19 protein-coding genes are annotated in these 25,319 nt (G+C 69.8%); 9 read left to right on the top strand and 10 right to left on the bottom strand.

Annotation, left to right across the window (positions count from 1 at the left end):
• Window positions 1-263 precede the first annotated feature (263 nt).
• The gene (locus CCS01_RS02320) at window positions 264-575 is read right to left on the bottom strand and encodes a DUF1244 domain-containing protein (RefSeq protein WP_104517216.1); all 312 of its coding nucleotides are present in this window, start codon (window positions 573-575) and stop codon (window positions 264-266) included.
• A 92-nt stretch (window positions 576-667) separates the two neighbouring features.
• Between CCS01_RS02320 and CCS01_RS02315 the strand changes: the two genes are divergently transcribed.
• Together CCS01_RS02315 and pyk are read left to right on the top strand one after the other, a co-directional pair.
• Window positions 668-1,957: a glycerate kinase type-2 family protein gene (locus tag CCS01_RS02315; RefSeq protein ID WP_104517215.1), complete on the top strand. Its 1,290-nt coding sequence runs from the start codon at window positions 668-670 to the stop codon at window positions 1,955-1,957.
• Window positions 1,958-1,998: 41 nt separating this feature from the next.
• Window positions 1,999-3,432, top strand: coding sequence for a pyruvate kinase (gene pyk, locus CCS01_RS02310; RefSeq protein ID WP_104517214.1), 1,434 nt, complete (start codon window positions 1,999-2,001; stop codon window positions 3,430-3,432).
• Window positions 3,433-4,531: 1,099 nt separating this feature from the next.
• Here pyk and CCS01_RS02305 read toward each other — a convergent pair.
• Complete coding sequence (locus CCS01_RS02305; RefSeq protein WP_104517213.1) at window positions 4,532-4,882, bottom strand: hypothetical protein; 351 nt, start codon at window positions 4,880-4,882, stop codon at window positions 4,532-4,534.
• A gap of 25 nt (window positions 4,883-4,907) precedes the next feature.
• Complete coding sequence (epmA, locus tag CCS01_RS02300) at window positions 4,908-5,915, bottom strand: EF-P lysine aminoacylase EpmA (protein ID WP_104517212.1); 1,008 nt, start codon at window positions 5,913-5,915, stop codon at window positions 4,908-4,910.
• Between the two features lie 230 nt (window positions 5,916-6,145).
• Here epmA and CCS01_RS02295 point away from each other — a divergent pair, with 230 nt between their 5' ends.
• The gene (locus CCS01_RS02295; protein ID WP_193540096.1) at window positions 6,146-6,325 is read left to right on the top strand and encodes a DUF3309 domain-containing protein; all 180 of its coding nucleotides are present in this window, start codon (window positions 6,146-6,148) and stop codon (window positions 6,323-6,325) included.
• Between the two features lie 43 nt (window positions 6,326-6,368).
• Here CCS01_RS02295 and CCS01_RS02290 read toward each other — a convergent pair whose 3' ends face one another.
• From CCS01_RS02290 to CCS01_RS02280, 3 genes are all read right to left on the bottom strand, one after another.
• Complete coding sequence (locus CCS01_RS02290; RefSeq protein WP_104517211.1) at window positions 6,369-6,836, bottom strand: CreA family protein; 468 nt, start codon at window positions 6,834-6,836, stop codon at window positions 6,369-6,371.
• Window positions 6,837-7,439 (bottom strand): CoA pyrophosphatase, encoded by a 603-nt coding sequence (locus CCS01_RS02285; protein ID WP_204848113.1) that lies wholly within the window; start codon window positions 7,437-7,439, stop codon window positions 6,837-6,839.
• A gap of 157 nt (window positions 7,440-7,596) precedes the next feature.
• Window positions 7,597-8,109: a DUF1285 domain-containing protein gene (locus CCS01_RS02280; RefSeq protein WP_239991977.1), complete on the bottom strand. Its 513-nt coding sequence runs from the start codon at window positions 8,107-8,109 to the stop codon at window positions 7,597-7,599.
• Window positions 8,110-8,351: 242 nt separating this feature from the next.
• On the opposite strand from CCS01_RS02280, the gene CCS01_RS02275 reads away from it, so the two are divergent.
• From CCS01_RS02275 to CCS01_RS02255, 5 genes are all read left to right on the top strand, one after another.
• Window positions 8,352-9,392 (top strand): AAA family ATPase, encoded by a 1,041-nt coding sequence (locus tag CCS01_RS02275; RefSeq protein ID WP_193540095.1) that lies wholly within the window; start codon window positions 8,352-8,354, stop codon window positions 9,390-9,392.
• Complete coding sequence (locus CCS01_RS02270) at window positions 9,385-10,269, top strand: DUF58 domain-containing protein (protein WP_104517207.1); 885 nt, start codon at window positions 9,385-9,387, stop codon at window positions 10,267-10,269. Before CCS01_RS02275 ends, CCS01_RS02270 begins: the two co-directional genes overlap by 8 nt.
• Complete coding sequence (locus CCS01_RS02265) at window positions 10,266-12,953, top strand: DUF4159 domain-containing protein (protein ID WP_104517206.1); 2,688 nt, start codon at window positions 10,266-10,268, stop codon at window positions 12,951-12,953. The genes CCS01_RS02270 and CCS01_RS02265 overlap by 4 nt, the downstream gene beginning before the upstream one ends.
• A complete protein-coding gene (locus CCS01_RS02260; RefSeq protein WP_104517205.1) occupies window positions 12,953-15,049 on the top strand; it encodes a hypothetical protein in 2,097 nt (698 codons plus the stop codon). The genes CCS01_RS02265 and CCS01_RS02260 overlap by 1 nt, the downstream gene beginning before the upstream one ends.
• 1,427 nt (window positions 15,050-16,476) lie before the next feature.
• The gene (locus CCS01_RS02255) at window positions 16,477-17,871 is read left to right on the top strand and encodes an MFS transporter (RefSeq protein ID WP_104517204.1); all 1,395 of its coding nucleotides are present in this window, start codon (window positions 16,477-16,479) and stop codon (window positions 17,869-17,871) included.
• Window positions 17,872-18,026: 155 nt separating this feature from the next.
• On the opposite strand, the gene CCS01_RS02250 is transcribed toward CCS01_RS02255, so the two are convergent.
• Window positions 18,027-20,327: a 2OG-Fe(II) oxygenase gene (locus tag CCS01_RS02250; RefSeq protein ID WP_104517203.1), complete on the bottom strand. Its 2,301-nt coding sequence runs from the start codon at window positions 20,325-20,327 to the stop codon at window positions 18,027-18,029.
• 175 nt (window positions 20,328-20,502) lie between these two features.
• Window positions 20,503-21,369 carry an aldose 1-epimerase gene (locus CCS01_RS02245; RefSeq protein ID WP_104517202.1) on the bottom strand — a complete coding sequence of 289 codons (867 nt, stop codon included), beginning with the start codon at window positions 21,367-21,369 and terminating at the stop codon, window positions 20,503-20,505.
• Between the two features lie 64 nt (window positions 21,370-21,433).
• Between CCS01_RS02245 and CCS01_RS02240 the strand changes: the two genes are divergently transcribed.
• On the top strand, window positions 21,434-22,543 hold the full coding sequence (locus CCS01_RS02240; RefSeq protein ID WP_104517201.1) for an NAD(P)/FAD-dependent oxidoreductase: 1,110 nt from the start codon (window positions 21,434-21,436) through the stop codon (window positions 22,541-22,543).
• Window positions 22,544-22,565: 22 nt separating this feature from the next.
• Here the strand turns inward: CCS01_RS02240 and CCS01_RS02235 are convergent, their stop codons facing one another.
• Together CCS01_RS02235 and CCS01_RS02230 are read right to left on the bottom strand one after the other, a co-directional pair.
• Window positions 22,566-24,050 (bottom strand): glycosyltransferase family 39 protein, encoded by a 1,485-nt coding sequence (locus tag CCS01_RS02235; protein ID WP_104517200.1) that lies wholly within the window; start codon window positions 24,048-24,050, stop codon window positions 22,566-22,568.
• 40 nt (window positions 24,051-24,090) lie between these two features.
• Entirely contained in the window at window positions 24,091-25,230 is a 1,140-nt protein-coding gene (locus CCS01_RS02230; RefSeq protein WP_239991975.1) for a glycosyltransferase, read from the bottom strand.
• Window positions 25,231-25,319: the final 89 nt, after the last annotated feature.

The raw sequence follows: 25,319 nt of genomic DNA, 5'->3' as shown, positions 1-25,319 counted from the left end.
CATGGCCATCAATGTCATGCAGACGAACGGCGACAAGGACGCCTTGCGCGGCAAGTTCCAGAAGGCCGCCTGGGACAACGCCTATCTCGCTCGCCTCCTGGCACTATTCTGAAGTGCGATTGCCCTGGGGCAACGGACAAGGCCGGGGCGCCGCGGACCTGGCCAGTGGAACACCGGGCGGCAGGCGGGCCAGCCGCGTCATGCGGCCGGATCAGCGGCCGACCGGGACAGCAAACCGCCGGGCGAGCCCGCCCGGGCCGGAATCAATGCCCCGGATTGGCCTTGGCGAACGCGGCCTTCTGCTCCGGCGTCGCCGCCGCCTGGTACTTGGCCTGCCATTCCTTGTACGGCATGCCGTAGATGATCTCCCGCGCGTCCGGATCGGCGATCTCGATCCCCTTCCCCGCGGCTTCCTCGCGATACCAGCGGCTCAGGCAGTTGCGGCAGAAGCCGGCCAGGTTCATCAGGTCGATGTTCTGTACATCGGTGCGTTCGCGCAGATGGGCGACCAGGCGGCGGAACGCGGCGGCCTCCAGCTCCGTGCGGGTGGCGGGGTCAAGGTCCGGTGCTGACATGCGTGTCTCCCTTTCAATCAATCGAGAGATGGCGCGTCCCGTCCCGGTTCGCCATACTACGGCGCCGGAAAAAGGCGGGAGGATTCGGCCGGATGCCCCAGGACACCCCCTGGACTGATACGACGGCGCGCGCCGCGCTGCGCGCGCTGTTCGACACGGCCGTCGCCGCGGCGGACCCGCGGGCGGTGCTGGCCCGCCATTTGCCGCCGAAACCGGCGTCCGGCCGCTGCATCGTCGTCGGCGGCGGCAAGTCGGCCGCGGTGATGGCCGCGGCGCTGGAGGATGCCTGGCCCGACGTCCCGCTGGAAGGCACCGTCGTCACCCGCTACGGCCACGCCGTGCCGACCCGCCGGATCGAGGTGATCGAAGCCTCGCATCCCGTCCCCGACGCCAACAGCGAGCGCGGCGCTAGGCGCCTGCTGGAGCGCGTCCGGGGCCTGGGCGTGGACGACCTGGTGATCGCGCTGATGTCGGGTGGCGCCTCCGCCCTGCTGGCGGCGCCGGCGGCCGGGCTGACGCTGGCCGACAAGCAGGCGGTCAACCGCGCGCTGCTGGCCTGCGGCGCGACCATTTCCGAGATGAACACGGTGCGCAAGCACCTGTCGGCGATCAAGGGCGGCCGCCTGGCCGCGGCGGCGGCGCCGGCCCGGGTGGTGACGCTGGCGATCAGCGACGTGCCGGGCGACGACCCGGGCGTCATCGGCTCCGGGCCGACGGTGCCCGACGCCACCACCTTTGCCGAGGCGCGCGCGCTGGTTGCCCGCCACGGCATCACCCTCTCGCCGCAGGTCGCCGCGCGGCTGGCCCGGGACGATGACGAGACGCCGAAGCCCGGCAGCCTGCCGCATACGGAGTTCCGCATGATCGCCACGCCGATGATGGCGCTGTACGCGATGGCGGCGAAGGCGCGCGAGCTGGGCCTGGCGCCGCTGATCCTGGGCGACGCGCTGGAAGGCGAGGCCAGCCAGATGGGCATCGTCATGGCCGGCATCGCCCGCTCGGTCCGCGCGCACGGCCACCCGCTGCGCCCGCCGGCCGTGCTGCTGTCGGGCGGCGAGACGACGGTGACGATGTCCGCCGCTGCCCCCGGCAAGGGCGGCCGCAACACGACCTTCCTGCTGGGCCTGGCGATCGCTTTGGACGGCGCGCCCGGCATCTGGGCGACCGCGGGCGACACCGACGGGATCGACGGCATGGACGAAATCGCCGGCGCCCTGATGACGCCCGATACGCTCCGGCGGGCGCGGGAGAACGGGCTGGATGCGCGCGCCTGTCTGGCGGCGCATGACAGCCACGGCTTCTTCGGCGCCGTCGGAGACTTGATCGTGACCGGTCCGACGCTCACCAATGTTAACGATATCAGAGCCATCATCGTTTCCTGAGACCGCGTCCGGACCTTTGTTGAATCCTTGAGGAATCGCTCATGCCTACTCGCCCGAAGCTGCGCCGCCGGCGCCGCACCAAGATCATCGCCACGCTTGGCCCATCGTGCTCCACGCCCGAGGTCATCACCCGGCTGTTCCAGGCCGGCGCCGACGTGTTCCGGCTGAATTTCTCGCACGGCACGCATGAGGACCATGCCGCCCGGTTCGCCATGATCCGCGACCTGGAGGACCGGTTCGACCGGCCGATCGGCATCCTGGCCGACGTGCAGGGCCCCAAGCTGCGCGTCGGCCGGTTCGGCGGCGGGCGGGTGCACCTGCGCACCGGGCAGCGCTTCCGGCTCGACCTGACCGCCACGCCGGGGGATTCCGACCGGGTCAACCTGCCGCATCCCGAGATCATCGAGGCCGCCGCGATCAACTCCACCCTGCTGCTGGACGACGGCAAGCTGCGCCTGCGCGTGGTGCACAAGCGCGCCGACGCGCTGGAGACCGAGGTCGTCGTCGGCGGCCCGCTGTCCGACCGCAAGGGCGTCAACGTCCCGGACGTGGTGCTGCCGATCCCGGCGCTGACGGCGAAGGACCGGGAGGATCTGGAATTCGCGGTGTCACACGGCGCCAGCTACATCGGCCTGTCGTTCGTGCAGCGGCCCGAGGACGTGGCGGAGGCGAAGCGGCTGATCGACGGCCGCGCCTGGGTGATGGCGAAGCTGGAGAAGCCGCAGGCGCTGGACAACCTGGAGGCGATCCTGGACCTGACCGACGCGGTGATGGTGGCGCGCGGCGACCTGGGCGTCGAACTGCCGCCCGAGGAGGTGCCGCTGGCGCAGAAGCGCATCGTCCGGCTGTCGCGCCTGATGGGCAAGCCGGTGGTGGTGGCGACGCAGATGATGGAAAGCATGATGAGCGCCCCGGCGCCGACGCGCGCGGAAGCGTCGGACGTCGCCACGGCGGTGTTCGACGGGGCCGACGCGGTCATGCTGTCCGGCGAGACGGCGGCGGGCCAGTACCCGTATGAGGCGGTGAACATGATGGACCGCATCGTCGCCCGGGTGGAGCAGGATGCCGGCTGGCGGGCGATGATCGACGCCTCGCGCTGCGCGCCCGAAAGCCAGACAGCCGGCGCCATCGCCGCCGCCGCCGCGCAGGTTGGCCATGCCATCGGGGCGAAGGCGATCGTGGCGTTCAGCGCCTCGGGAGCGACGGCGCTGCGGGTGGCGCGGGAACGGCCCGAGTCGCCGATCATCGGCCTGACCCCGAACCATGCGACGGCGCAGAAGATGGCGGTGGTCTGGGGGGTGCATGCGGTGGTGACGCCGGATGTGCACTCGCTGACCGAGGCGACCCATCGTGCCGGGCGGATGGCGCTGACCGAGGGCTTTGCGGTGCATGGCGACGAGATCGTCGTGACCGCGGGCGTGCCGTTCGCCCATTCCGGGACGACGAACTCGCTGCGGGTATCGACGGTCAAGTAACCGCCCGGGCGGCCGCGTCACGCGCCGGTGCCATGGCCGGTGCGTGGTGTGGGCGGGGCCGGCATCGCGATGGGGGGAGAAACGAGCGAGGCCGTTGCTTTGCCGTCATGGCTGGGCTTGTCGCCAGGCCGGGTGAAGGTCCGGTATCCACACGTACTGCTGCTCGGCGGAGATTCAGCCCCCGTTCCTCCGGCCCTTGCGGGTCGCAGACCGAATGGCAGAGGGCGTTGCGTCACGGTTTGGTGGGGTTGCGTTTGCCAGCGAGCGGTGCCGGGGTTGAAAGCGGCTCCAGGCGGGTCAAGGCGGCGGCGGTCTGTAGATTCGCTACCGATTTTAACACGGAGTTGACGAAGAACCTCGGAGGGCCACCAAGGGTGTGAACGAGTCGGGCGATGAAGCGCCGCAGGCCATTCTGCGGGCGTGCGTCCACCAGTTTGTTTTGATATAAGAACAGTTTTTTGAATGTATCCAAGCGCTGAATAATAGCAAACGCCCGAAATTGGCAAGCATCGTGCCGCCGCCACGCTATTTTAACGCCAATGGGACAAGCCCGGGCACAGGCTCCGGGCCGCCATCCACGCCTTTCGGTGCTGGTTTCAGCACAAGGCGTGGATGCCGTGCCTGCCGCCCGGCATGACGATGAGAGGCCGTGCCAACGGGTCGGAATTTCCGGCGCTTGGTATAACACTGTCGAGTATCGGGCCTGTCCCGGCCCGGGCGGCAACGGCCGTGGTGGCCCCTGTGACTGCGACGCCGCTGTCGGCGCCCGCGGCACCGCGCCGTTGGGACTGGTGCGACACGGCGTCCAAGGCCGAGCTGCGCGCCCATCCCGTCTGCAACGTCAGGACATGACGGAGGACAAACGAAGGCCGCACCAAACCGGTGCCGCCTTCGTTCCGTGCGCCCGCACCGGTCCGGCAGCCTTCAGCGGCTGACCAGCAATCGGCGCCGGCGCTCAGCGGCCGTTCTGCCAGGCAGAGAAGCGGTCTCGGATGACCCGATCCACCGTTGCCAACGTCGTCCAGATCCCAGGCATGCGACAGAACGCTTCGATGGCGGGGAACGCGGCGCCGCCGTCGACGAAGTGCGAGCCCATCGCCTACCCGCAGGCATTTCCCCGCAGCGTGAACGACCGCACGATGCCGCCGCCAATGGTGAAGGTCGTGTCGCAGGCCAGGTTCACCACCGTCGGCGGGAACCCGCCGCTGTAGCCGTACCAGAACGGATCACCATAGAACGGCGAGCCGGGGACGATCTCCACCCGCTGATCGACATACGACAGGAACTTCAGGCCGCCTGTCGCATACGTCCGGGTTGGCACGCCCATCGCCTGGACCAGGGCCAGTTCCGGCCGGCCGATCCATTGCGTGAGTTGCTCACGACGGGCAGGAACCGGATTGGCGCACCCTGCAACCACGCCAACGGCGGCAAGAACGACGAAACGGCGCATGGCTTCGGTCCCGTATCCACCCGGCTCAATTTATGTCAGCGGACGGCAACCACAATACCTGACCGATGCGGTCAGCTTCTGAAGCGAGCATCGCCAGCCGATCAAAACCCAGCGCGATGCCGGCGCTCGGCGGCATGCCGTGCGCCAGCGCGGCCAGGAAGTCCTCGTCCAGCGCCCAGTCAGGCCCCGACACCGCATGACGCCGCAGGCGATCAGCCTGGAAGCGGGCGCGTTGCTCGGCCGGGTCGGTCAGCTCGACGAAGGCGTTGGCCAGTTCGATGCCGCAGATGAACAGCTCGAACCGCTCGGCCACCCGCGGGTCCGCCGGATCGCGCCGTGCCAGCGCCGCCTGCGCGGCCGGCCAGTGGGTCAGGAAGGTCGGGTGGTCGCGGCCGATGCGCGGCTCGATGCGGTCGAGCAGCAGGCGGAAGAACAGGTCGTCCCAGGTCTCGCCGTCGCGCAGCCTGACGCCGGCGGCGGCGGCCAGGCCGGCGGCGTCCTCGCCGATGGCCAGCAGGTCGGCGCCGACATAGCGGTGGAACGCCTCGGCCACGGTCAGCCGCTCGAACCGCGACAGGCCGGTGGTGACGCCGCGGCAGCGCGCGACGGGCGGCAGGACGGCCTGCAGCAGCGCGACGGTCTCGTCGATCAGGTCGTCCATGCCGGCGCCGGGGCGATACCACTCCAGCATGGTGAACTCCGGAGCATGCAGGGCGCTGGCCTCGCCGTTGCGCCAGACCCGGGCGAACTGGAAGATCGGCCCGGCCTGCGCCACCAGCAGCCGCTTCATGGCGAATTCCGGGCTGGTGTTGAGCCACAGCGGTTCGCGCCTTCCGTCGGGATGCTCCCGCGTGGTGGCGAAGGCGCGCAGGTGCACCTCCTCGCCCGGCGCCGGGACGGCGTAGGGGGTTTCCACCTCGGTGTAGCCGCGATCGTCGAAGAAGCGGCGGACCGCGCGGGCCAGGGCGGCGCGGCGCGTCAGGAAGGGAAGGCGGGCGGCAAGGCTCTCGGGGTGCCAGGCAGGAAGCGACATGGCGCGGAGTTTACTGCCGCCATGGGCCTGCCGTCACGTTGTCACAGAGTTGGACAGCCGGCGGCGCCGGCACCGCTACGGCGGAAAAGAGGCGAGAGGTCCGTTGCTTATCCGCCATGGCCGGGCGTGTCCCGGCCATCTGCCCCCCCACCGCCGAAGCGCGGGTGGCCGGGACACGCCCGGCCACGGCGGAGGGGCAACGGGCCAGACATTATGGAAAGGCCGTAACGATGTACCTGATCCTGTTGCTATTGATCCTGTTCCTGCTGTTCGGCGGCGGCGGATACTACGGCTACCGCTCCGGCTATTACGGCGGCAGGCACTACGGCGGCGGCCTTCTGGCGCTGCTGCTGGTGATTCTCGTCCTGTTCCTGCTGTTCGGCGGCTACGGCTGGAACTACCGCTATTGACGGCACCACGGCCGGAACGCTGTCCCGGCCGTGCCACGCCGGCCTATCGCGCGTTCAGCGGCACCACGCTGATGCTGTTGAACGGCGAGCCGTTGATCAGCTTGGTGCTGACCACAGTGTAGACCAGCACGTTCTTCTCCTTGTCCAGGGCGCGGTGGATCTGGAACGCCTTGAAGAACAGCGACGCCGAGGCGAACCCGATCACCTCCCGCTCCGGCAGCGACGGCGGCATGGTCACCGGCCCGACGGCGCGGCAGGCGATGGAGAAGCGGCTGGGGCTCTCGGCGAAGCCAAGCCCGCCCTTGATCCCGCCGGTCTCCGCCCGGGACAGGTAGCAGGACACGTTGGCGACCTTCGGGTCGTCGTAGCGCTCGACGACAATCTTGTCGTCCGGCCCCAGCCAGCGGAAGTTGGTGTTGATGGAGTCGATGCGGGTCTGCGCCAGGGCCGGCCCCGAGAGGGCCACCCCCGACAGCAGCGCCAGGGCACCGGCAAGCAAAGCGATACGCATTCAGGCAATCCTTTCCCGCAGTCGTTGCGCAAGGCGGACCAATATAGCCGCTGTTGCGCCCCAGATATAGTGTTCGGGATGCGGCCATACCCAGTACTCCCGCCAGACCCCACGCACATGTTGGCGCTGCCGGCGCGGCGCATCCGGGTCCAGGACCACGCTGAGGGGCAGTTCGAACACCGCATCGACCTCATGCGCCGACAGCCGGTAGCGCTGGTCGGGCGGCAGGGTCGCCAGGATCGGGGTGATGCGGTAGCCGGTGCCGGTCAGGTGATCCGGCAACCGGCCCAGCACCGCCACCGCGGCGGGGTCAAGGCCGATCTCCTCGTGGGCTTCGCGCAGGGCGGCGGCTTCGGGTCCGCTGTCGGTCGGGTCGATCCGGCCGCCCGGGAAACTGACCTGGCCGGCATGCGAGCGGAGGTGCGCGGTGCGCTTGGTCAGCAGGATGCCGGGCGCCTCGCCCAGCACCACCGGCACCAGCACGGCGGCCGGGACCGGGGGCCTGGAGATCCCCGGCAGCACGTCGTCGCCGTAGGTGACGGGCGTTTCCATCGGTTCAGCGACGATTTCCGCCAGCCGAAGCCGCAGTGCCTGCGGTGTCATGCCAATCGGCATCGCGGGTGACCATTGCCCTGGAGTCATGGCCCGGCTTGTCCGGGCCACCTGTCGCGGTACACGTGCTTGAACAGGTGGCCCGGACAAGCCGGGCCATGACGGTGAGGCGCCAACACCCGGGGGCAAGGCTCTGTGCGGGTTGGTCTCACGCCTCGCCCGGCGGCAGTTCGCCCAGTGGGAAGAACACGCCCTGGCTCCAGACCCCCAGCATGCGGGTGGAGCCGATCCACCTGGGCACGGCCAGGGCGATCAGCTCGTAGTAGGTCGCGCGGTTGATCCGCGCCTCGACCGCCTTGATCCCCGCCCCGCCGCGCAGACGAATGTATGGGGTCGGCTCGCACGTAATGATGTCGTGGGAGACGCGGATCGGGTGGTCCGGGCCGGCGGTCACCACCTGGTCGATGTTGGTGCGGAAGGACAGGATCTGCTGCGGGCCGTCGCCGGTCCAATCCATTTCAACGGCAACGAAGGGCGCGTCCTCGACCTGGATGCGGCCACGCTCGGCCGGCGTCTGCAGCCACCAGCTGCCGTCATCCTCCCGTCGCAGCACGCTGGCGAACAGGCAGACCAGTTCCTTGCGATGGATCGGGCTGCCGCGATACAACCAGGTGCCGTCCCGCTTGATCAGGAACGGCAGGTCGCCACATTCCGTTGGCACTCGCTTGGGCCGGGGTGCCGCTACGTGCCCGGAGCAGCCGGAACGCGCGCGATCAGCCGAGGACTCGGCCCGTTTCGCGGCAGCAGGATTCAAAGGCGCACCATTGCCGTTCACGTAACCGTCTCCCGTCGAAGCCAACTCCTCTCGACGCTGCGATATAGGTAGCATCCCCCTGCCGATGAAAGTCCCTATATGAGTTCCGGAACGCAAACGCGGAGGCACGAACGCCGATGTCAGGCGGTATGGCTGGATCGTCACAAAGTTTTTCCTCGGGCACCTTGAGTCACGCCGGTCTCGCCGGCGATGACCCGAATACGATTATCGCTGCAACCGAGGCACTTGGTGCCCGGATCGTGCAGGTCCGGGCGGCCATCGGCCGGATCATTTTCGGCCAGGACGAGGTCATCGACCAGACCCTGATCACATTGTTGTCGGGGGGCCATGTTCTGCTGGTCGGCGTGCCCGGCCTGGGCAAGAGCCGCCTGGTGGAGACGCTGGGCGTCGTCCTGGGCATGGCGACCAAGCGCATCCAGTTCACGCCCGACCTGATGCCGGCCGACATCCTGGGCAGCGAGGTGCTGGACGAGGCCGAGGGGCGGCGGTCGTTCCGCTTCGTCCCCGGCCCGGTGTTCTGCCAGTTGCTGATGGCCGACGAGATCAACCGCGCCAGCCCGCGCACCCAGTCCGCCCTGCTGCAGGCGATGCAGGAGCAGCGGGTCGCCATCGGCGGCGTGGAGCACGTCCTGCCGCGCCCGTTCCACGTGCTGGCGACGCAGAACCCGATCGAGCAGGAAGGCACCTATCCGCTGCCCGAGGCCCAGCTCGACCGCTTCCTGCTGGAGGTCAACGTCAGCTACCCCGACCGCGACGCCGAGCGTACCATGCTGCTGGCCACCACTGGCGCGCAGGAAGCCAGGCCGGTGCAGGCGATGTCGGCCGAGGACCTGATGACGGCGCAGGCCCTGGTCCGCCGCCTGCCGGTTGGCGAGAAGGTGGTGGACGCCATCCTCGCCCTGGTCCGCGGCTGCCGCCCGGAAACCGCGGCCGACGACATCGTCCGCCGCCATGTCGCCTGGGGCCCCGGCCCGCGCGCGGCGCAGGCGCTGATGCTGGCCTCGCGCGCCCGGGCGCTGCTGGGCGGGCGGCTGGCGCCCAGCGTCGACGACGTGGTCGCGCTGGCGCACCCGGTGCTGCGCCATCGCATGGCGCTGAGCTTCTCCGCCCGCGCCGACGGCATCGCGCTGACCGACGTGATCGACCGCATGGTCGAGAAACTTGGCTAAGCCCGAAACCAGCGCCCTCGCCGCCGAGGCCCTGGGCGCCCGCCTGCCGCCCCTGCTGGTGGCGGCAGAGCGCGTCGCCTCCACCGTCGCGCAAGGCGTGCACGGCCGCCGGCGGGTCGGCCAGGGCGACAGCTTCTGGCAATTCCGGCATTTTGTTTCCGGCGATCCCTTTGCGCGGATCGATTGGAGACAGTCCGCAAAATCCGGCCGCGGCGCGCCTGAGGGCTGGTTCATCCGGGAAACGGAATGGGAGGCGGCACAGACTGTCTGCATGTGGCGCGACGCCTCGCCGTCGATGCGATGGCGGTCGCGCCAGGCCGCGGTGGAAAAATGTGATCGCGCGAATCTTCTGTTGCTTTCTCTCGCCTCTCTGCTGCTTCGTGGGGGCGAACGAGTGATGATGATCCACAACGATGCCCGCCCGGTGACCAGCCGCGGCGGCCTGGACAGGCTGGTGGCGGAACTGGACCGGACGGACGAAGACGATAAGGGCCTGCCGCCAAATGTGCGGCTGCCGCGCCACAGCAGCGTCGTGCTGTTCAGCGATTTCCTGTCGCCGCTGGAGGAGATCCAGGCCCTGGTCGGCCGCTTCAGCGCGGTGCCGGTGAAGGGATACCTGATGCAGGTACTCGATCCGGCGGAGACCGCCCTGCCCTACACCGGGCGCATCCGCTTCCGCGGCATGGAACATGAAGGCGATGCCCTCATCCCGCGCGTGGAATCGGTGCGCGACGCCTATGCCGAGCGGCTGAAGGCGCAGCAGGACGGCCTGGCCGCCATTTGCAGCGCGGCCGGCTTCGGCTTCGGCATCCACCGCACCGACCACCCGCCGGAGATGGCCTTGCTGACGTTGTACACGGCCTTGGCGGCGCGATGATTTTTGTCTCTCCCTGGGTCCTTGTCGGCCTGCTTGCCCTGCCGGTGCTGTGGTGGCTGATCCGGGTCACGCCGCCCGCGCCGACGTCGGAAATTTTCCCCGCCGTGCGTTTCCTGCTCGGCCTGAACGCGACCGAGGAGACACCGGCCCGTACCCCCTGGTGGCTGCTGCTGCTGCGGCTTGTCGCCGCCAGCCTGGTCATCGTGGCGCTGGCGCGGCCGATCCTGGATGCCGGCGACGCGCTGGCCGGCAAAGGGCCGGTGCTGGTGGTGATGGACAATGGCTGGGCCTCGGCCGGCGACTGGGTGCACCGCAAGGAAGCCGTCGGCGCGCTGCTCGACCGGGCCGAGCGGGCCGGCCGCAAGGCGGCGCTGCTGGCCACCGCCTCGGACGGCAGCGGCGCGCCGATGGCGATTTCCGCCACCATGCCGATCGCGGATCTGCGGGCGCGGCTGGCGGCGTTGCAGCCTCAGGCCTGGCCGCCGGACCGTGCCGAAGCAGCCGATTTGATGAAGTCGTGGAAGGACGCCGCGGGCGCCTCGGTGATCTACATGCCGGATGGGCTGACCGACGGGGCCGATTTCAACCAGTTCGCCGCGGCGATGCGCGCGGTCGGGCCGGTGACGGAAATCTGCTGCGACGCCGCCTCTTCCCCCCTCCTGCTGCCCCCGACCAGCGAGGCCGATCGGCTTGTGGTGCACCTGGCGCAGGTGCCGCGGGCGGAGGCGATGCAGGCCGCCGTGCTGGCGGAGAGCGGCGATGGCCGTGCCCTGGCGCGGGCGGACGTCACGATCCCCGCCGGCGCCTCGGCCGCGTCGGCGCCGATCAAGCTGCCGCCGGAACTGCGCAACCGGCTGACGCGGCTGGTGCTGGACGGGCCGCCGAGCGCCGGATCGGTCGTGCTGCTGGATGAACGCTGGCGGCGGCGGCCGGTCGGGCTGCTGGCCGGCGAGATGACGAGCGCCGACACGCCGTTCACCGGCTCGATCTACTTCCTGAAGCGGGCGCTGGAGCCGTACACCGAACTGCGCACCGGCGGCGCCGCCACCCTGCTGAAGCGCGAGATCTCCGTCCTGATCCTGGCCGATCGGCCGTTGCCGGAGGGGGCGGAGCGGGACGCGCTGACGGCGTGGGTGAAGAAGGGCGGGCTGCTGATCCGCTTCGCCGGGCCGCGCACCGCCGAGTCTGCGGGCAACGACACCGACACGCTGCTGCCGGTCCGCCTGCTCGCCGGCGATCGGCAACTGGGCGGCGCGATGTCCTGGAGCAAGCCGGCCGGGCTGGCGCCTTTCCCGCCGCAGTCGCCGTTCGCCGGGCTGCCGGTGCCGGACGAGGTGAAGGTGACCCGGCAGGTGCTGGCCGAACCGAGCGCGGAACTGGCGAGCCGAACCTGGGCGACCTTGCAGGACGGCACGCCGCTGGTGACCGAGATGCCGCTGGGCGCCGGAAGAGTTGTGCTGTTCCACGTCACCGCCAATGCCGACTGGTCGAACCTGCCGCTGTCCGGCCTGTTCGTGGAGATGCTGCGTCACCTGGTGCAGCTTTCCGTTGGCGTGGCGAACACACAGAGCACCGCCGTCCTGGCTCCGGCCGCGACGCTGGACGGGTTCGGCCTGCTGACCGACCCGCCGCCGGCGGCGATCGGGTTGCAGGCGGACAAGTTCGGCTCCACGCCCGCCTCGCCGCGGCATCCGCCGGGGCTGTACGGCCCGGAGAGCGGACGGCGGGTGCTGAACCTGGGGACCAGCATGGCGGCACCTGAACCGGCGCCGGTGATTTCCGGCGCAACCTTGGAGACCATTCGCGGATCGGCGCGCGAGCGGGCGCTGGGTCCGCCGCTGCTGGCGCTGGCGGTGCTGCTGCTGTGCGTCGACATGCTGGTGTCGCTGGCGCTGCGGGGCCTGCTGAAGGCGCGCGTGTCGGCGACCGCGGCGGCGCTGATGCTGCTGATGATCCCGGCGGCGCACGCGCTGGACAGCAGCCCGAATCCGGCCACCGAAACGCGGCTCGGCTACATCGTTTCCGGTGACGCGCAAGTGGACGGGGTCGCCAAGGCAGGGCTGGAGGGACTGTCGGAATACGTCAACCGCCGCACTGCCGCGACGCTGTATGAACCTGACCCGGTGCGGCCGGGTGAAACCGACCTGAGCTTCTATCCCTTGCTCTACTGGCCGATCACCGCCGACGCGCCGGCGCTGACGGATGCGCAGGCGTCGGCGCTGAACGACTACATGAGCCGCGGGGGAATCATCCTGATCGATACACGGGATTCCGGCTCCGGCGCCGGCTTCAATCCAGGGACCGAGGACGCGCTGCGCCGCATCTCCCACAACCTGATCGTGCCGCCGCTGGCGCCGCTGACCATCGAGCACGTGCTGTCGCACTCGTTCTACCTGCTGTCGGATTTTCCGGGACGGTTCACCGGTGACACGGTGTGGGTGCAGCGCGACCAGGACCGCACGAACGACAGCGTCAGCCCGGTGATCATTGGCGGCAACGACTGGGCGGCGGCCTGGGCGATCGGCCCTGACGGCAACAATCCATACGCGGTGATCCCCGGCGGGCAGCGTCAGCGGACGCTGGCGTATCGTTTTGGAGTCAATTTGGTCATGTATGCGCTGACCGGCAATTACAAGGGCGACCAAGTGCACGTGCCGGCCATCCTGCAGCGGCTCGGGCAGTGATGCAGCCGGAACAGGTCATCGCCGCGGTCCGCTTCGATCCGCTGCTTCCGGTGTGGATCCTGGCGGTCCTTGGTGCGCTGTGCCTGGCGGTCCTCGCGGTCGGCGCCTGGCGGCGCGCGCGCGGCACGGCGCTGCGGCTGGCGGCGTTCTCGGTGCTGCTGCTGTGGCTGAGCGGGCCGCGGCTGGTGCAGGAGACGCGCGACGCGCTGCGCGACATCGGCCTGCTGGTGGTCGACCAGTCGGCCTCGATGCAGGTGGGCGACCGGGCGAGGCAGGCGGAGGCGGCGCGGCAGGCGATCGAGGCGCAGGCGGCGCGGCTGCGGGACCTGGACCTGCGCACCATCACCGTGCCGGAATCCGGCAGCAACGGCACGCAGTTGTTCTCGGCGGTGGATCGCGCGCTGGCCGACATCCCGCGGTCGCGGCTGGCCGGCACGATCGCGATCACCGACGGACAGATCCATGACGTGCCGAAGGCCAGCCCCGGCGGCGCGCCGCTGAACCTGCTGCTGGCCGGCAAGGGCGAGGAAACCGACCGCCGGCTGCGGGTGATCGAGGCGCCGGGCTACGGCATCGTCGGCAAGTCGGTGTTCCTGCGCGTCGCCATCGACGACCTGGGCACGCCGGCCGCCCTGGCGCATGATCACGGGCCGGCCACGCTGACCATCCGCCGCGACGGCCAGACGGTCAGCACCGAAAGCGTGCCCGTCGGCGTCGAGCAGCCGATCGAGGTGCCGATCACCCGGGCGGGACCGACGGTGATCGAGATGGCGGCGAGCCCGCTGCCCGGCGAGGTCTCGCAGTTGAACAACCGCGCCGTGGTCGAGATCAACGGCGTGCGCGACCGGCTGCGGGTGCTGCTGATCTCCGGCGAGCCGCACCAGGGCGAGCGGACGTGGCGGCGGCTGCTGAAAGCCGATCCGTCGGTGGACCTGGTGCATTTCACCATTCTGCGTCCGCCCGAGAAGGACGACCGCACGCCGCTGAACGAGCTGGCGCTGATCGCCTTCCCGGTGCGCGAGCTGTTCGTCGACAAGATCGGCGAATTCGACCTGATCATCCTCGACCGGTTCCAGAACCGCGGGCTGCTGCCCCTACCCTACCTCGCGAACATTGCCAGCCGGGTGCGCCAGGGCGGCGCGCTGCTGATGAGCGTTGGGCCGGAATTCGCCGGCGCCGCCAGCCTGGCCGCGACGCCGCTGGGCAGCGTGCTGCCGGGCGGGCCGGCGCGCAGCGATGCCGTGGTCGAGGGCCAGTTCCGGCCCTGGGTCACTGATCTGGGACAGCGCCATCCGGTGACCGAGGGTCTGCCGGGCGCCAATCCGCCGGGCGACGCCAAGCCGCCGGAGTGGGGATCGTGGTACCGGCGGATCGAGCCGAATTCAATGACCGGCGAGGTGCTGATGCGCTCGCCGGACGGCCAGCCGCTGCTGTCGCTGGACCGCGTCGGCCAGGGGCGCACGGCGCTGCTGCTGTCGGACCAGATCTGGCTGTGGTCGCGCGGGCACCAGGGCGGCGGCCCGCAGGCCGAACTGCTGCGCCGGATCGCGCACTGGCTGATGCAGGAGCCGGAGCTGGAGGAGAACGCGCTGACCGCCCGGGTGACGGACGGGCGGCTGCGGATCGAGAGCCGCTCGACCGATCCGACGCCGCCGATGACCGTCGCAGTGACGGACCCGGACGGCAGGACCGAGACGATCGCGCTGCACCAGGATGCGCCGGGCCGGGCGACGGCGATCCGGGTCGCGACGGTGCCGGGGGTGTGGAAGGTGAGCCAGGGCGAGCGGTCGGCCTATGCCGCGGCCGGGGCGGCGAACCCGCCGGAACTGGCGGACCTGCGGGCGACCGCGACGGTGGCCGGCAGCCTGGCGCGCGCGTCGGATGGCGGCGTGCACTGGATCGGCAACGGCGACATTCCGGAGCTGCGGCGGACCGAGGAAGGCCGGGCGGCCTCGGGCAGCGGCTGGATCGGGCTGGAGCGGCGGCACGACCATGTGGTGACCGGGGTGGCGGCGCTGGACCTGCTGCCGGGCTGGGTATCGCTGCCGGTGATGCTGGGGCTGCTGCTGCTGGCTTGGCGGCGGGAGGGGCGGTAGGCCGGAATCCGGACAACCACCCCGATCAACCGTAACGTTGCGGACGATACAATGCTTCAGCGGGCCGGCCCGGTGCGGCTCGATCGTCAAGCGGTACTGGGGTTCTTTGCACAACCGCGGAATCCGGCTTGTCGGCCGCCGTGACGCACAGGCCAGCTCGCGTGCGACGTGGCCGTGCCCGTGGGCCCGGGATTCATCACCTACGGCGGTCGTACACCTTCGGAATGAGTTTTCACAACGCTTGTTCACGGCATCAGCCTGTCCCGCGGCAATGGAGTCCGTCCTGGAGGCTCTGCTACCGCTCGCCAGCCGGAAACGTCGCTGCCTGTTGATCCGGCCGTGATTTTCAACACGGGGAAAGCGCGGAGGGCGCGAAGGGCCACGGAGACCGGACCGGGCCGGGCGACAAGCCAACCCGTTCGCCCCAACTCCGTGGCCCTCCGCGCCCTCCGCGCTTTCCCCGTGTTGAAATCCGATCGGCCATCCACACACCGGCGCCGCCTCGACCCAACGAAAGCGACGGCCGATCCCGATGCCGCTCAACCAGACGGGCCACGGGGATGGAGACTGAACCTGCGGTACGGGGACAAGGATGACATGCGATGCGTCCTTGTTCTGGTGCCCCGAAGCAAGGTTGTTCCGGAGATGTACGACCGCCGTAGGCTTCGACGGTGGGGGTGGATGGCCGGGACACACCCTACCGGATGCACACATCGCGACAACGACCGCAAAACCAGATGCTTGCCTGACGGCTGGGACCAGGCGCTCGCCGTCATGGCCCAGACGCGCGCGGCCACCTGTCATGCCCTTGGTTGCGGCAGGCAGCGGGTTGGCGGCCATGAACTTGGCGTTTTGGCGTCTTGGCGTTTTATCGGTGCTATCCACCCTGCGAACCACCGACCGGGCGCACCCGTCACCGCCTGGTGCGGCGGCACGGTTCCTGTTCAACGCCAAGACGCCAAGATACCGGGGTACAAAGCGCCGTCCGGGCGGGCGGATGAGTGCATTGTCATGCCCTCGCTCGCCGCTGGTGAGGCATCGTTCCCGAGATGTGCATGCGGCAGGGCGTGTCCGGGCCACCTGTTCCAGCACGTCTGCCGCGACAGGTCGCCTGGACAAGTCGGCCCATAACGTTCGGGGGCCGGTGCGCGGAACTGCATTTCCATCGGAGGAACGGTGGCAGCTGGCCTCGGCTGCCAATCACGGCGCACATTGAACAGGCTGGAGGCGGGGGCAGCGCGCAAGTCTTCCACAAGGGGAATTGACAGTACCGGCGCAGGACGTGGACGCGATTTCATTCGTTAATTCCCTCCCTGTTCATCTTCGCTCCAATACACTTGGGAAATAACAATTCGAAAATAAAACATAATGCAATCGACTATAGCAAAATGAACCATAATAAAACGGCCTGATACAGGGAGATTCCAATGGACATGGTTCCCAATGCCGCGGCAGTGGGCCGCATAGCCGCGCGGATTGATCGGCTCCCGATCACCTGGGCGCAATGGCGGCTGGCGCTGATCACCCAGTTGTTCTGGGGCGTGATCATCGCGGCGGATGGGGTCCCCGGCAAGCTCTACCCGTTTATCTGGGGGCCGCGGCACGCGTTCGGCCTGGCGCAACTGTCCATACTGCTCGCTGTCGGCAACGGCGTCGGCATTCTCCTCGGCGAGTATATCATCGGCCTCGCGGCGGACCGGTGGGGACGGCGCACCGCGCTGCTGCTGTCGTCGCTGACCCTGGGCCTGCTGCTCTGGCCGACCGCCCTGACCGACAATTTCTACCTGCTGCTGCTGTTCTTCGGCCTCTCCTCCATCGGCATGGGCGGCGTTCTTGCCGTCAACGTCGTGTACATGGGCGAGATCGTGCCCCCGGCCGGGCGCGGCAAGGTCATGCTCGCCGCGCAGGTCCTGGCGGTGGTCGTGTTCGGCCTGCTCGGCAACCTGCCCGCGGTGTTCTGGGTCCCCGCGCACTATGACTGGTTCATCTATCTGTTCTCGATCGTCTCGATCGTCGTGCTGGTGCCGCTGGCGCTGTGGGGCATGCCGGAATCGCCGCGCTGGCTGGAAGCGCACGGCCATCACGAGGACGCCGAGCGCGTCATCGGGGCGCTGGAAGCGGAATGCCGCCGGCGCAGCGGGCTGAACAACCTGCCGGAACCCGACTACGCCAGGTATTCGGTGCCGGTGACCCAGCACGTGCCGGTCCGTGAACTGCTCGGCGGCCAGTATGGCGTGCGAACCATTCTTCTGCTTGTCGTCTGGACGCTGGCCTATAGCGGCATGTTCTATGGCTTCGGTGGCTACATACCGTCCGTCCTGAGCGCCTATCACCTGGATGCCAATACGACTTTCGCGGTGCTGCTGGTATCCACCGTGCTCGGCGGCGGCCTGGGACTTGGGATCAGTGCATGGCTCGGCGAGGCGGTGGAGCGCCGCCATACGATCCTGGTCGCATCCATGGTCAACGCCGCCGCGCTCGTCACGTTCTTCTTCATCCACTCCGTGGCGGCCGCGTATATCCTGATCACCATCTCCTGGGGCGCGGCGATGGTGCTGCTGTTCAACCTGTACAACTACACGGCGGCAAGCTATCCGACGCGCCTGCGCGCCACCGGCGTCGGGCTGACCGACGGCGTGGGACACCTCGGATCGATCTTCGGGCCGATCGTGGCCGGCGCCCTGTTCGCGGCGACGACCGCGAACGGCTTCGTCGGGTGGTATGCCTACATCATCGTTCCCGGCGCGCTGATCCCGGCCATTCTGGTCGCCTGGTTCGGGATCAACCAGCGGCGGGCGATCCTGGAGCATATCTCCGCCTGAGTTCCGGCGACGACAGGCGCCGCACGTGCCGATGAATGGCATGTGCGGTTGCCGTTGTGGGAAGCCATGCCACAGCAAGTCACAGGTGGGCCGGGATACGCAGTCGTTACTTTATCGTCATGTCAAGACCATGACGGTGCAGGCGCCACCGCGGATTACGGTGCCAGCAGTTCGAGGTCCTTCAGGTCCTGGGCGCGTTGTTCCACACGCATCCCGTAGCTGGCCTGATTTTTCGTGCAAACCAGCTTGTACGGCCGGCCCTGGCGGTCGGTTCTGGTATCGACGTCGCACCCGGCCTTGCGGATGGTTTCCAGAACATGGCTGCGGTCGGCTTCGGCGGCCTTGAACACCCAGGCCTTGGTCCCGGGATCGTCCAGGAAGCGCGCCAGTTGCTGGCAGTGCGCGCAGTGGCAGGGCAGCTTGCTTGCCCGCCGCCAGTCGGCAGGCGGCGCCAGAGGCTCGGCGACCCGGGCCCGTAGATGCGCAAGCACCGCATCGCGCAACGGCCCCAGCGCCGGCGCGTGGAAGATCGCATGCCCGGCCAACTGGCGCAGCGCGGGCAGCAGGATGGCGTCGACGCCATAGGTCCTGGGCTTGGCCAGGACGTAGGCCACGGCCCGCTCCGCCAGCGCCGGATCGATGGCGGCAAGGCCGGTCAGCGCATCGGCCACAAGGCCCGGTTCCACGCCCGGACGCTCCTCCAACGCCCGTGGAGTGTGGGCCCGATCCCCCGGCGAGGCGCGGGCCGGATCCCCCGGCAGCGCAGCCAGCAGCAACGACGCAGCGCCAGCAAGGCTGCCGCGGCGGTCGTCCGGCCAGACTGTCGCCAGCCGGGCCAGCAGATTGGCCGCGGCGGCCGGCGCCGCGGCGGCGGGACCGCGCATCAGGTGTTCGATCAGCGTCGGCGCAGACTCCGGCGGCAGGGTCTCCAGCGCCGCAATGATGGCAGTGTTGTCGCCCTGCCTGCGCCGCCTTGCGAATACGACCGCGCGCAGGAACCGCTCGATCGCGTCAGTGTCACGCAGCCGGACCAGCAGGCCCAGCATGCGGGCGATGTCGCTCGGCTGCGTGCCCTCGGCGTAATACCAGTCCGCCTGCGGCCAAGCGGCGATCATGTAACCGGCAAGGTCGTGGGCCTCGGCAACCAGCGCGGCCTGTTCCGCCCCGGCACTGTCCGCCCGGCGCTGCGTCAGGTCCTCGAGATACGGCAGCGTCGCCTTCAGGCCCCCCTGGGCCAGCACCGCGAAACGGGCATGCGCCGGCCACAGCACCAGTGCCGCCCGCCGGTAGGTGCGCTCATACGAGGCGCCCTCGTTGCCGGTCGCCTCGTGGAAATGCTCCTCGTCCGGGTCGAGATCGTCGAGCGTGTTCGGCGGCGCGAATTCGTCGTCCTCCGCCGGGATTTCGCCCGCCATGCGCGGGGAACCGTCGGGCGCGCGCCATTGCGAGAGGATGACGGAACGGTCGGTCATTTCGCCGGCCTCGAACTCGTCTTCATAGTCCCAGCGCCCGCGGCGGTAAGAGCCCGTATCGGCATACTCGGCAATGCCGCTTTCCTCGACCGCCAGCAACGCCAGGTGCAGGTCGCACTGCGCCTGTGCGGCCGCGGCCGCCAGCACGCCGGCCACCGCGGCATCGACGCCCTTGAGCTTCGCGAAATCCAGCTCCGCCTGCGTATAGGCGTGTTCGAGGATGTGGATCACCTTGTCCGGCGTACCGTCGTCCACGGGCGAGGCCTTCCTCGCCGACCATGCCTCCAGCAGGCTGGCAAGGCGGCCCTGCTCGCGTTCATAGCCGGGTGGTTCGGGCGGCTTGCCGCCGCCGGCGCGCAGCAGGTTGTACACCAGGGTCAGGCGGTGGCCGTCGGTGACCGGCAGGACCTCGTGCACGCAGTCGGCATAGAACGCGGCAAAACCGACCTCGGCCGGATCGTCGCGATGCAGGTCCAGCCGCGCCTCGCGCCCCTTGTTGCGGACGATCAGCTCGCCGCCGGCGAAATGCGATGGCAGCACGATCACCAGCGTGCCGAACATGCCGGCGGCTTTTTCGGTGTCGCGATGGCCGACGAAGAAACCGCCTGTCTCATACAGCAGCAGCTTGTGCAGTTCGGCCGAGATCGGCTTGTCCACGCCGAGGCCTTCGGGTAGCCGCGCCAGGATCGAATCCAGCGTGGCGGTCCAGCCGCGTCCGCCGATCCGGACGTGCTGCGGAGCGATCTGCCAGCTGCGTCGCACGGCCGGATCGACCAGGGTTTCCTCGCCGCGGCCATAGGGCGCCGGTTCGGCGGCCGCGGCAAGCTGCGCGGCCTGTGCCGGCAGCAGCGGCAGGGCGATCGGCCCGACGCCGTCCACGAGCAGCGACGGCATGCGCAACTCGGCGGTGCCGGCGACGAAGAAGTCGCCCGGCCGGCGCACGCTGGCGAGGATGCTGGCCAAATCGGCGGTAAGCGCGGACATGGACGTTCCGAATGCTCGAAAGCTTATGTCAGTATCGGCAGGCTGCGGTGTCAACCCGGAGGCGGACGCGCCAGGACCCGCGCGGCTCCATAGGCGCCGGCAGAGTGGGCCCTGTCTCAACCTGTATCCGGATTGCCGTCGCGCCCGGACCGAAGCGGCGCCTGCCGCGCTGCCGTCAGCCGGCAGGCAGCAGGCTGACGATGCCGCCCAGCGCCTCGCCCGGCGCCAGCACATGCATCGCCTGTTCCGCCGGCAGTTCGGGACGGTTCACTGCGTCGGGCGTGTGGCTGACCGGCTCCACGCAGAAGAAATCCGCCCAGTGCGGCGTGAACACCTGGAGGTGGCGGAAGGTCCCGCTGGCCTCGATCCGCAGGCTCGCCGGACCGGCCTGGATGGTGGCGACGCCGTCCCAGCCGGTGAAGCAGTTGTCCAGCCGCGACTGGCTGACCGGACGGGCCATGTTGTGCCGCCAATCAGCCGGCACCGGGCCAAAGCGATCGGGCAGCGCGTCGTCCCCGGTCTGCCACGCGCCCGTCGCGTTGAAGCGCAGCGACGGATCGTGCGCCTTGGGGAAGTACGGATGCACGCCCAGCCCGGCGGGCGCCGCCGCGTCATGCCGATTGGTCAGGCGCACCGCGATGCCGAGGCCGGCGGCGGACAGGCTGTAGGTCAGCTCGGCCTGGAAGGCGAACGGCCAGGACGCGTCCGGGCAGTGGTCCAGCGTCAGCGTCACCGCGCCGGGCGCCGCGCGGGCCAGCGCCCAGGGACGCTGCCAGCCGATGCCGTGGAGAGTGTGCGGCGAGTCGCCGAAATTGCGCGCAAGCCGGTAGTCCCGCCCTTGCCAGGCGAACCGGGCCTGGCCGACGCGGTTGGAGTATGGCAGCAGCGGGAACAGGGCCAGCGCATGCGGGTTGCCCAGCGCCGCGGCCTCCGGCAGGGCACGGCGCAGCAGCGGCGTCCGGCCGTGCATCCAGCCGAGAAGGCCGCCGCCATGCTCGGGCGCTACAACAATGGAGGATGCGCCCGCAGTCAGGGTCAGCATGTATGGACTCCCGTTTCGCCGCAGCCTAACCGGTTCGTGATCGTCGAGTCAGGAGGAAAACGGTTTGGAAGAGGTTGATTGCGTCGTGGTGGGAGCCGGCGTCGTCGGCCTGGCGGTGGCGCGGGCGCTGGCGCTGGCCGGGCGGGAGGTCATCATCCTGGAAGCGGCGGAGGGCATCGGCACCGAGACCTCCTCGCGCAACAGCGAGGTGATCCATGCCGGCATCTACTACCCCGCCAACAGCCTGATGGCTCGGTTCTGCGTCGCCGGTCGGCGGCAACTGTATGCGTATTGCGCCGAGAAGGGCGTGCCGCACCGCAACTGCGGCAAGCTGATCGTCGCCACCAACGCGCAGGAGGACGCGATGCTGGCCGGGATTAAGCAGCGCGCCGAGACCAACGGCGTCGAGGGCATGCGCGTGCTGACCGCGGCCGAGGCGATCGCGCTGGAGCCGAACCTGACCTGCACCAGCGCCCTGCTCTCGCCCACCACCGGCATCGTCGACAGCCACACCTTCATGGTGGCGCTGCAGGGCGACGCCGAGAATGCCGGCGCAGTGGCGGTTTTCCACAGCCCGGTGCTGCGCGCCCGCGCCGCCGGGCGGCGGATCGAGGTGGACGTCGGCGGCGACGACCCGATGCCGCTGCGCTGCCGGCTGCTGGTCAATTCCGCCGGGCTGCACGCGCCGGCGCTGGCGAGGCGGATCGACGGCATGCCTCAGGACCGGGTGCCGGCGGCGTACTACGCCAAGGGCAACTATTTCACCCTGTCCGGGCGGTCGCCGTTCTCGCGGCTGATCTACCCGGTGCCGGTGCCGGGCGGCCTGGGCGTGCACCTGACGATCGACCTGGGCGGCCAGGCGCGGTTCGGGCCGGACGTGGAGTGGGTCGAGACGATCGACTACACCGTCGATCCGGCGCGGGCGAACAGCTTTTATGCCGCGGTGCGGAAGTACTGGCCGGCGCTGAAGGACGGCGCCTTGCAGCCGGGCTATGCCGGCGTTCGGCCGAAGACGGTGCCGAAGGGCGCGCCCGGCCAGGATTTCGTGGTGCAGGGACCGCAGGCGCATGGCGTGCCGGGACTGATCAACCTGTTCGGGATCGAAAGCCCAGGGCTGACCGCCTCGCTGGCGATCGCGGACCACGTGGTGGACGTGTCACGCACCGAGGCGTGAGGTTCCCGCCTGTCGTCATGCCTCACGGCGACCACCAACCCACCCGGTGCGGCAGGACAACAGCGGTCATCCGGCCGGGAAGCGCGGTCACCCTGTACAGCGTGAACACCCCCGCCGGCGCGCCCGGGCGCACGGCTTGGCCGACAGGCGCGGCGTCGGGCCACAGCGCCGGGTCGGGCGGGCCGTGCCGGGCGTCGCGCAGCAGCAGGCCGGGCTGCCCGGCGAGGTCCGCCACCGGCAGGGGGATCAGACGGAAATGCGGGTCCGTCCCGATGACCGGTGTCCCGTCCGGCATCCACCAGGCCAGTTCGCTGCTTGATGCGTAGCCGTCGGCGGTGGCCCAGGTGGCGCCGGTCAGGGCGCGCTCCGCCGCGACCTGCCGCGCCAGGCTGTCCCAGCCTGCGAGGCGGATGGCAATCGGGTCCAGGCGCGGCGGCAGCGGGATCAGCAACGTCGCGGCCTGAAGATAGGCCAGCGCGGTGATGGCAAAGCCCAGCCCCGAGGCGGCGATCCATGTCCGGTTGTCCGCCGGACGCGCCAGGCCGCCGGCGCCGACGGCCAGCGCTGGATAAATGATCGCCGGCCAGTTGCCCTGTACCCGGTCGCCGAGGGCGTGCTGCAGGAACACCAGCACCGGCGGCACCGACAATGCCGCCAGCAGCGACCAGGCCGAGTCGCGCGTTTGCCAGCTCCGCCGCGCCGCCGCGGCCAGGGCCGCCATGCACAGCACGAACACCAGCGGCGTGGCGAGGCCAAGCTGGCTGCCGGCCAACTCGGCCAGGAAGCCCACGGCGCGCAGCGGATGCCAGTCCGCGACCCGGCCGCCCTGGCGCAGGAAGCCGGCCCAGCCATGCGCCGCGTTCCACGCCAGCACCGGGGCGAACAGCGCGAATCCCAGCAGGCAGGCCGCCCAGGGCTGCCAGCGGCGCAGCCACGGCCGCATCAGCGGCACCAGCAGCACCCACAGGCCGACGCCGAGCCAGAGGAACAGCGCGGTGTACTTGCTGTCGAGCGCCAGGCCGCCGAACAGCCCGGCCGCCAGCCACCAGGCCCCCGTCCCTTTCCTGGGGCCGCCGGCCGCCAGCCGCGACGCGGCCCACAGCGTCGCGGTCCAGAACACCAGCAGCGGCGTATCCGGGGTCATGATCACCGACCCGACGCCCAGCAGCAGCGTCGCGTTCAGCAGCAGCACCGCCACCGTCCCGGCGCGGGACCCCGGAAACAGGACGCGGGCGGCGTCGTACAGCAGCCAGGATGCCAGGGCGGCGGCCAGCGGCCCCAGCAGCCGCACGCCCAGCGCGGTCTGGCCGGCCAGGGCGGTGCCGGCGCGGATCCACAGCGCCACCATCGGCGGATGGTCCAGGTAGCCGGGCGCCAGGGCGTGCGACCAGACCCAGTAATAGGTCTCGTCTGGCGCCAGCGGCGTCACCGCGGCGACGCCCAGCCGAACGGCGGTCAGCGCGATGAGCAGCGTGGCCAGCAGGAATGCCTGGCGGCGAGCGCTCATGATCCGGGCATCATGCCGGCCGGTCCAGCCTGGCGGCCCCTCAGCGCGCGCGCCACACCAGGGTAGCCGACACGGCGTAGTTCCAGACCACGCCGATGACGGCGCCGATGCCGCCGGCGATGCTCCAGGCGGTCTTCTGCTCATACAGCACCCGGGCGATGCCGATATTGGCGATCGCGCCGAAGCCGCAGACCGCCATGAACAGCAGCAGGCCCCGCCACAGCCGCGGCCCCTTCAGCTGCTGGTCGCGGTAGGTGACGGCGTTGTTGAGCTGGAAATTGAAAGCCATGGCGACGATCGTCGCCACCGTCTGGTCGCGGCCGAAGCCCAGCGGCGTGGTCGAGTGCAGCAGGCCGAGCACCGAGAGATGCACCAGCACGCCGAGCGCGCCCACCAGGGCGAAGGAGAAGAAGCGCAGCGGCAGCATGCCGCCGAACACCTTGTCCAGCAGCAGCCCGGCGAACTGGATCATTACCAGCACGTCCATCTTGCTCTCGCCGGCGGCACGCTCGCGGAAGCGCGCCGGGATCTCCTTCACCCGCAGCGCTCGGCGGCTGCTGAGCACGAGATCGACCAGGATCTTGAAGCCCTGGCCGTTCAGGTTGCGGGCGAGGTCCTCGAACAGCGGGCGCGGCAGCATGAAGAAGCCGCTCATGGGATCGCTCAGGCGCACCGGCAGGAAGGTTTGCGCCAGCCGGATGCCGCCGTCGGACAGGGCATGGCGCCAGCGGCCGGACAATCCGGCGTTGTCGCCGCCGGCGACATGGCGGCTGGCCACCGCCAGGTCGTACTGGCCGGTCCGCAGCGCCGCCAGCATCGCCGGCAGGCGGGTTTCGTCGTGCTGCATGTCGCCGTCGATCACCGCGACGTAGTCGGCCGAGGAGGACAGCGCGCCCTCGATCACCGCCGAGGCGAGGCCGCGCCGGCCGATGCGGCGGATGCAGCGGATCCGGCTGTCCTGGTGGGCGAGGCGGCGCACCTCCTGCGCGGTGCCGTCGGGACTGTTGTCGTCGACGTAGATGACCTCCCAGGCAATGCCGGCGAGCGCGGCGTCGAGGGCGGCGACCATCGGGGCGACGTTGGGACGCTCGTTGTAACAAGGCACAATGACGCTGAGGACGGGCGAGGACATGGCATGGCCCTTCACCGCCGGTTGCGCCTCGATTGTCAGAGAAGTCATTGGATTCCGATCGCACTGCAGGCAGCCCGGCGGCACCAGATACAAACAGGCGGGGCCAGGTCAAGATTTTTGGCGGGGGAGGGGTGGAG

The sequence above is a fragment of the Rhodopila globiformis genome (assembly GCF_002937115.1).
Classification (GTDB): domain Bacteria; phylum Pseudomonadota; class Alphaproteobacteria; order Acetobacterales; family Acetobacteraceae; genus Rhodopila; species Rhodopila globiformis.
This window is presented reverse-complemented; position numbering and strand designations above follow the sequence as displayed.

Coding starts and splice junctions, on each gene's coding strand:
- CCS01_RS02260 (WP_104517205.1), top strand. CDS start 12,953: ATGCAGCCGGAACAGGTCATCGCCGCGGTCCGCTTCGATCCGCTGCTT.
- CCS01_RS02275 (WP_193540095.1), top strand. CDS start 8,352: ATGGCTGGATCGTCACAAAGTTTTTCCTCGGGCACCTTGAGTCACGCC.
- CCS01_RS02235 (WP_104517200.1), bottom strand. CDS start 24,050: ATGAGCGCTCGCCGCCAGGCATTCCTGCTGGCCACGCTGCTCATCGCG.
- CCS01_RS02230 (WP_239991975.1), bottom strand. CDS start 25,230: ATGACTTCTCTGACAATCGAGGCGCAACCGGCGGTGAAGGGCCATGCC.
- CCS01_RS02250 (WP_104517203.1), bottom strand. CDS start 20,327: ATGTCCGCGCTTACCGCCGATTTGGCCAGCATCCTCGCCAGCGTGCGC.
- CCS01_RS02255 (WP_104517204.1), top strand. CDS start 16,477: ATGGACATGGTTCCCAATGCCGCGGCAGTGGGCCGCATAGCCGCGCGG.
- epmA (WP_104517212.1), bottom strand. CDS start 5,915: ATGTCGCTTCCTGCCTGGCACCCCGAGAGCCTTGCCGCCCGCCTTCCC.
- pyk (WP_104517214.1), top strand. CDS start 1,999: ATGCCTACTCGCCCGAAGCTGCGCCGCCGGCGCCGCACCAAGATCATC.
- CCS01_RS02305 (WP_104517213.1), bottom strand. CDS start 4,882: ATGCGCCGTTTCGTCGTTCTTGCCGCCGTTGGCGTGGTTGCAGGGTGC.
- CCS01_RS02290 (WP_104517211.1), bottom strand. CDS start 6,836: ATGCGTATCGCTTTGCTTGCCGGTGCCCTGGCGCTGCTGTCGGGGGTG.
- CCS01_RS02265 (WP_104517206.1), top strand. CDS start 10,266: ATGATTTTTGTCTCTCCCTGGGTCCTTGTCGGCCTGCTTGCCCTGCCG.
- CCS01_RS02295 (WP_193540096.1), top strand. CDS start 6,146: ATGTACCTGATCCTGTTGCTATTGATCCTGTTCCTGCTGTTCGGCGGC.
- CCS01_RS02320 (WP_104517216.1), bottom strand. CDS start 575: ATGTCAGCACCGGACCTTGACCCCGCCACCCGCACGGAGCTGGAGGCC.
- CCS01_RS02315 (WP_104517215.1), top strand. CDS start 668: ATGCCCCAGGACACCCCCTGGACTGATACGACGGCGCGCGCCGCGCTG.
- CCS01_RS02285 (WP_204848113.1), bottom strand. CDS start 7,439: ATGACACCGCAGGCACTGCGGCTTCGGCTGGCGGAAATCGTCGCTGAA.
- CCS01_RS02245 (WP_104517202.1), bottom strand. CDS start 21,369: ATGCTGACCCTGACTGCGGGCGCATCCTCCATTGTTGTAGCGCCCGAG.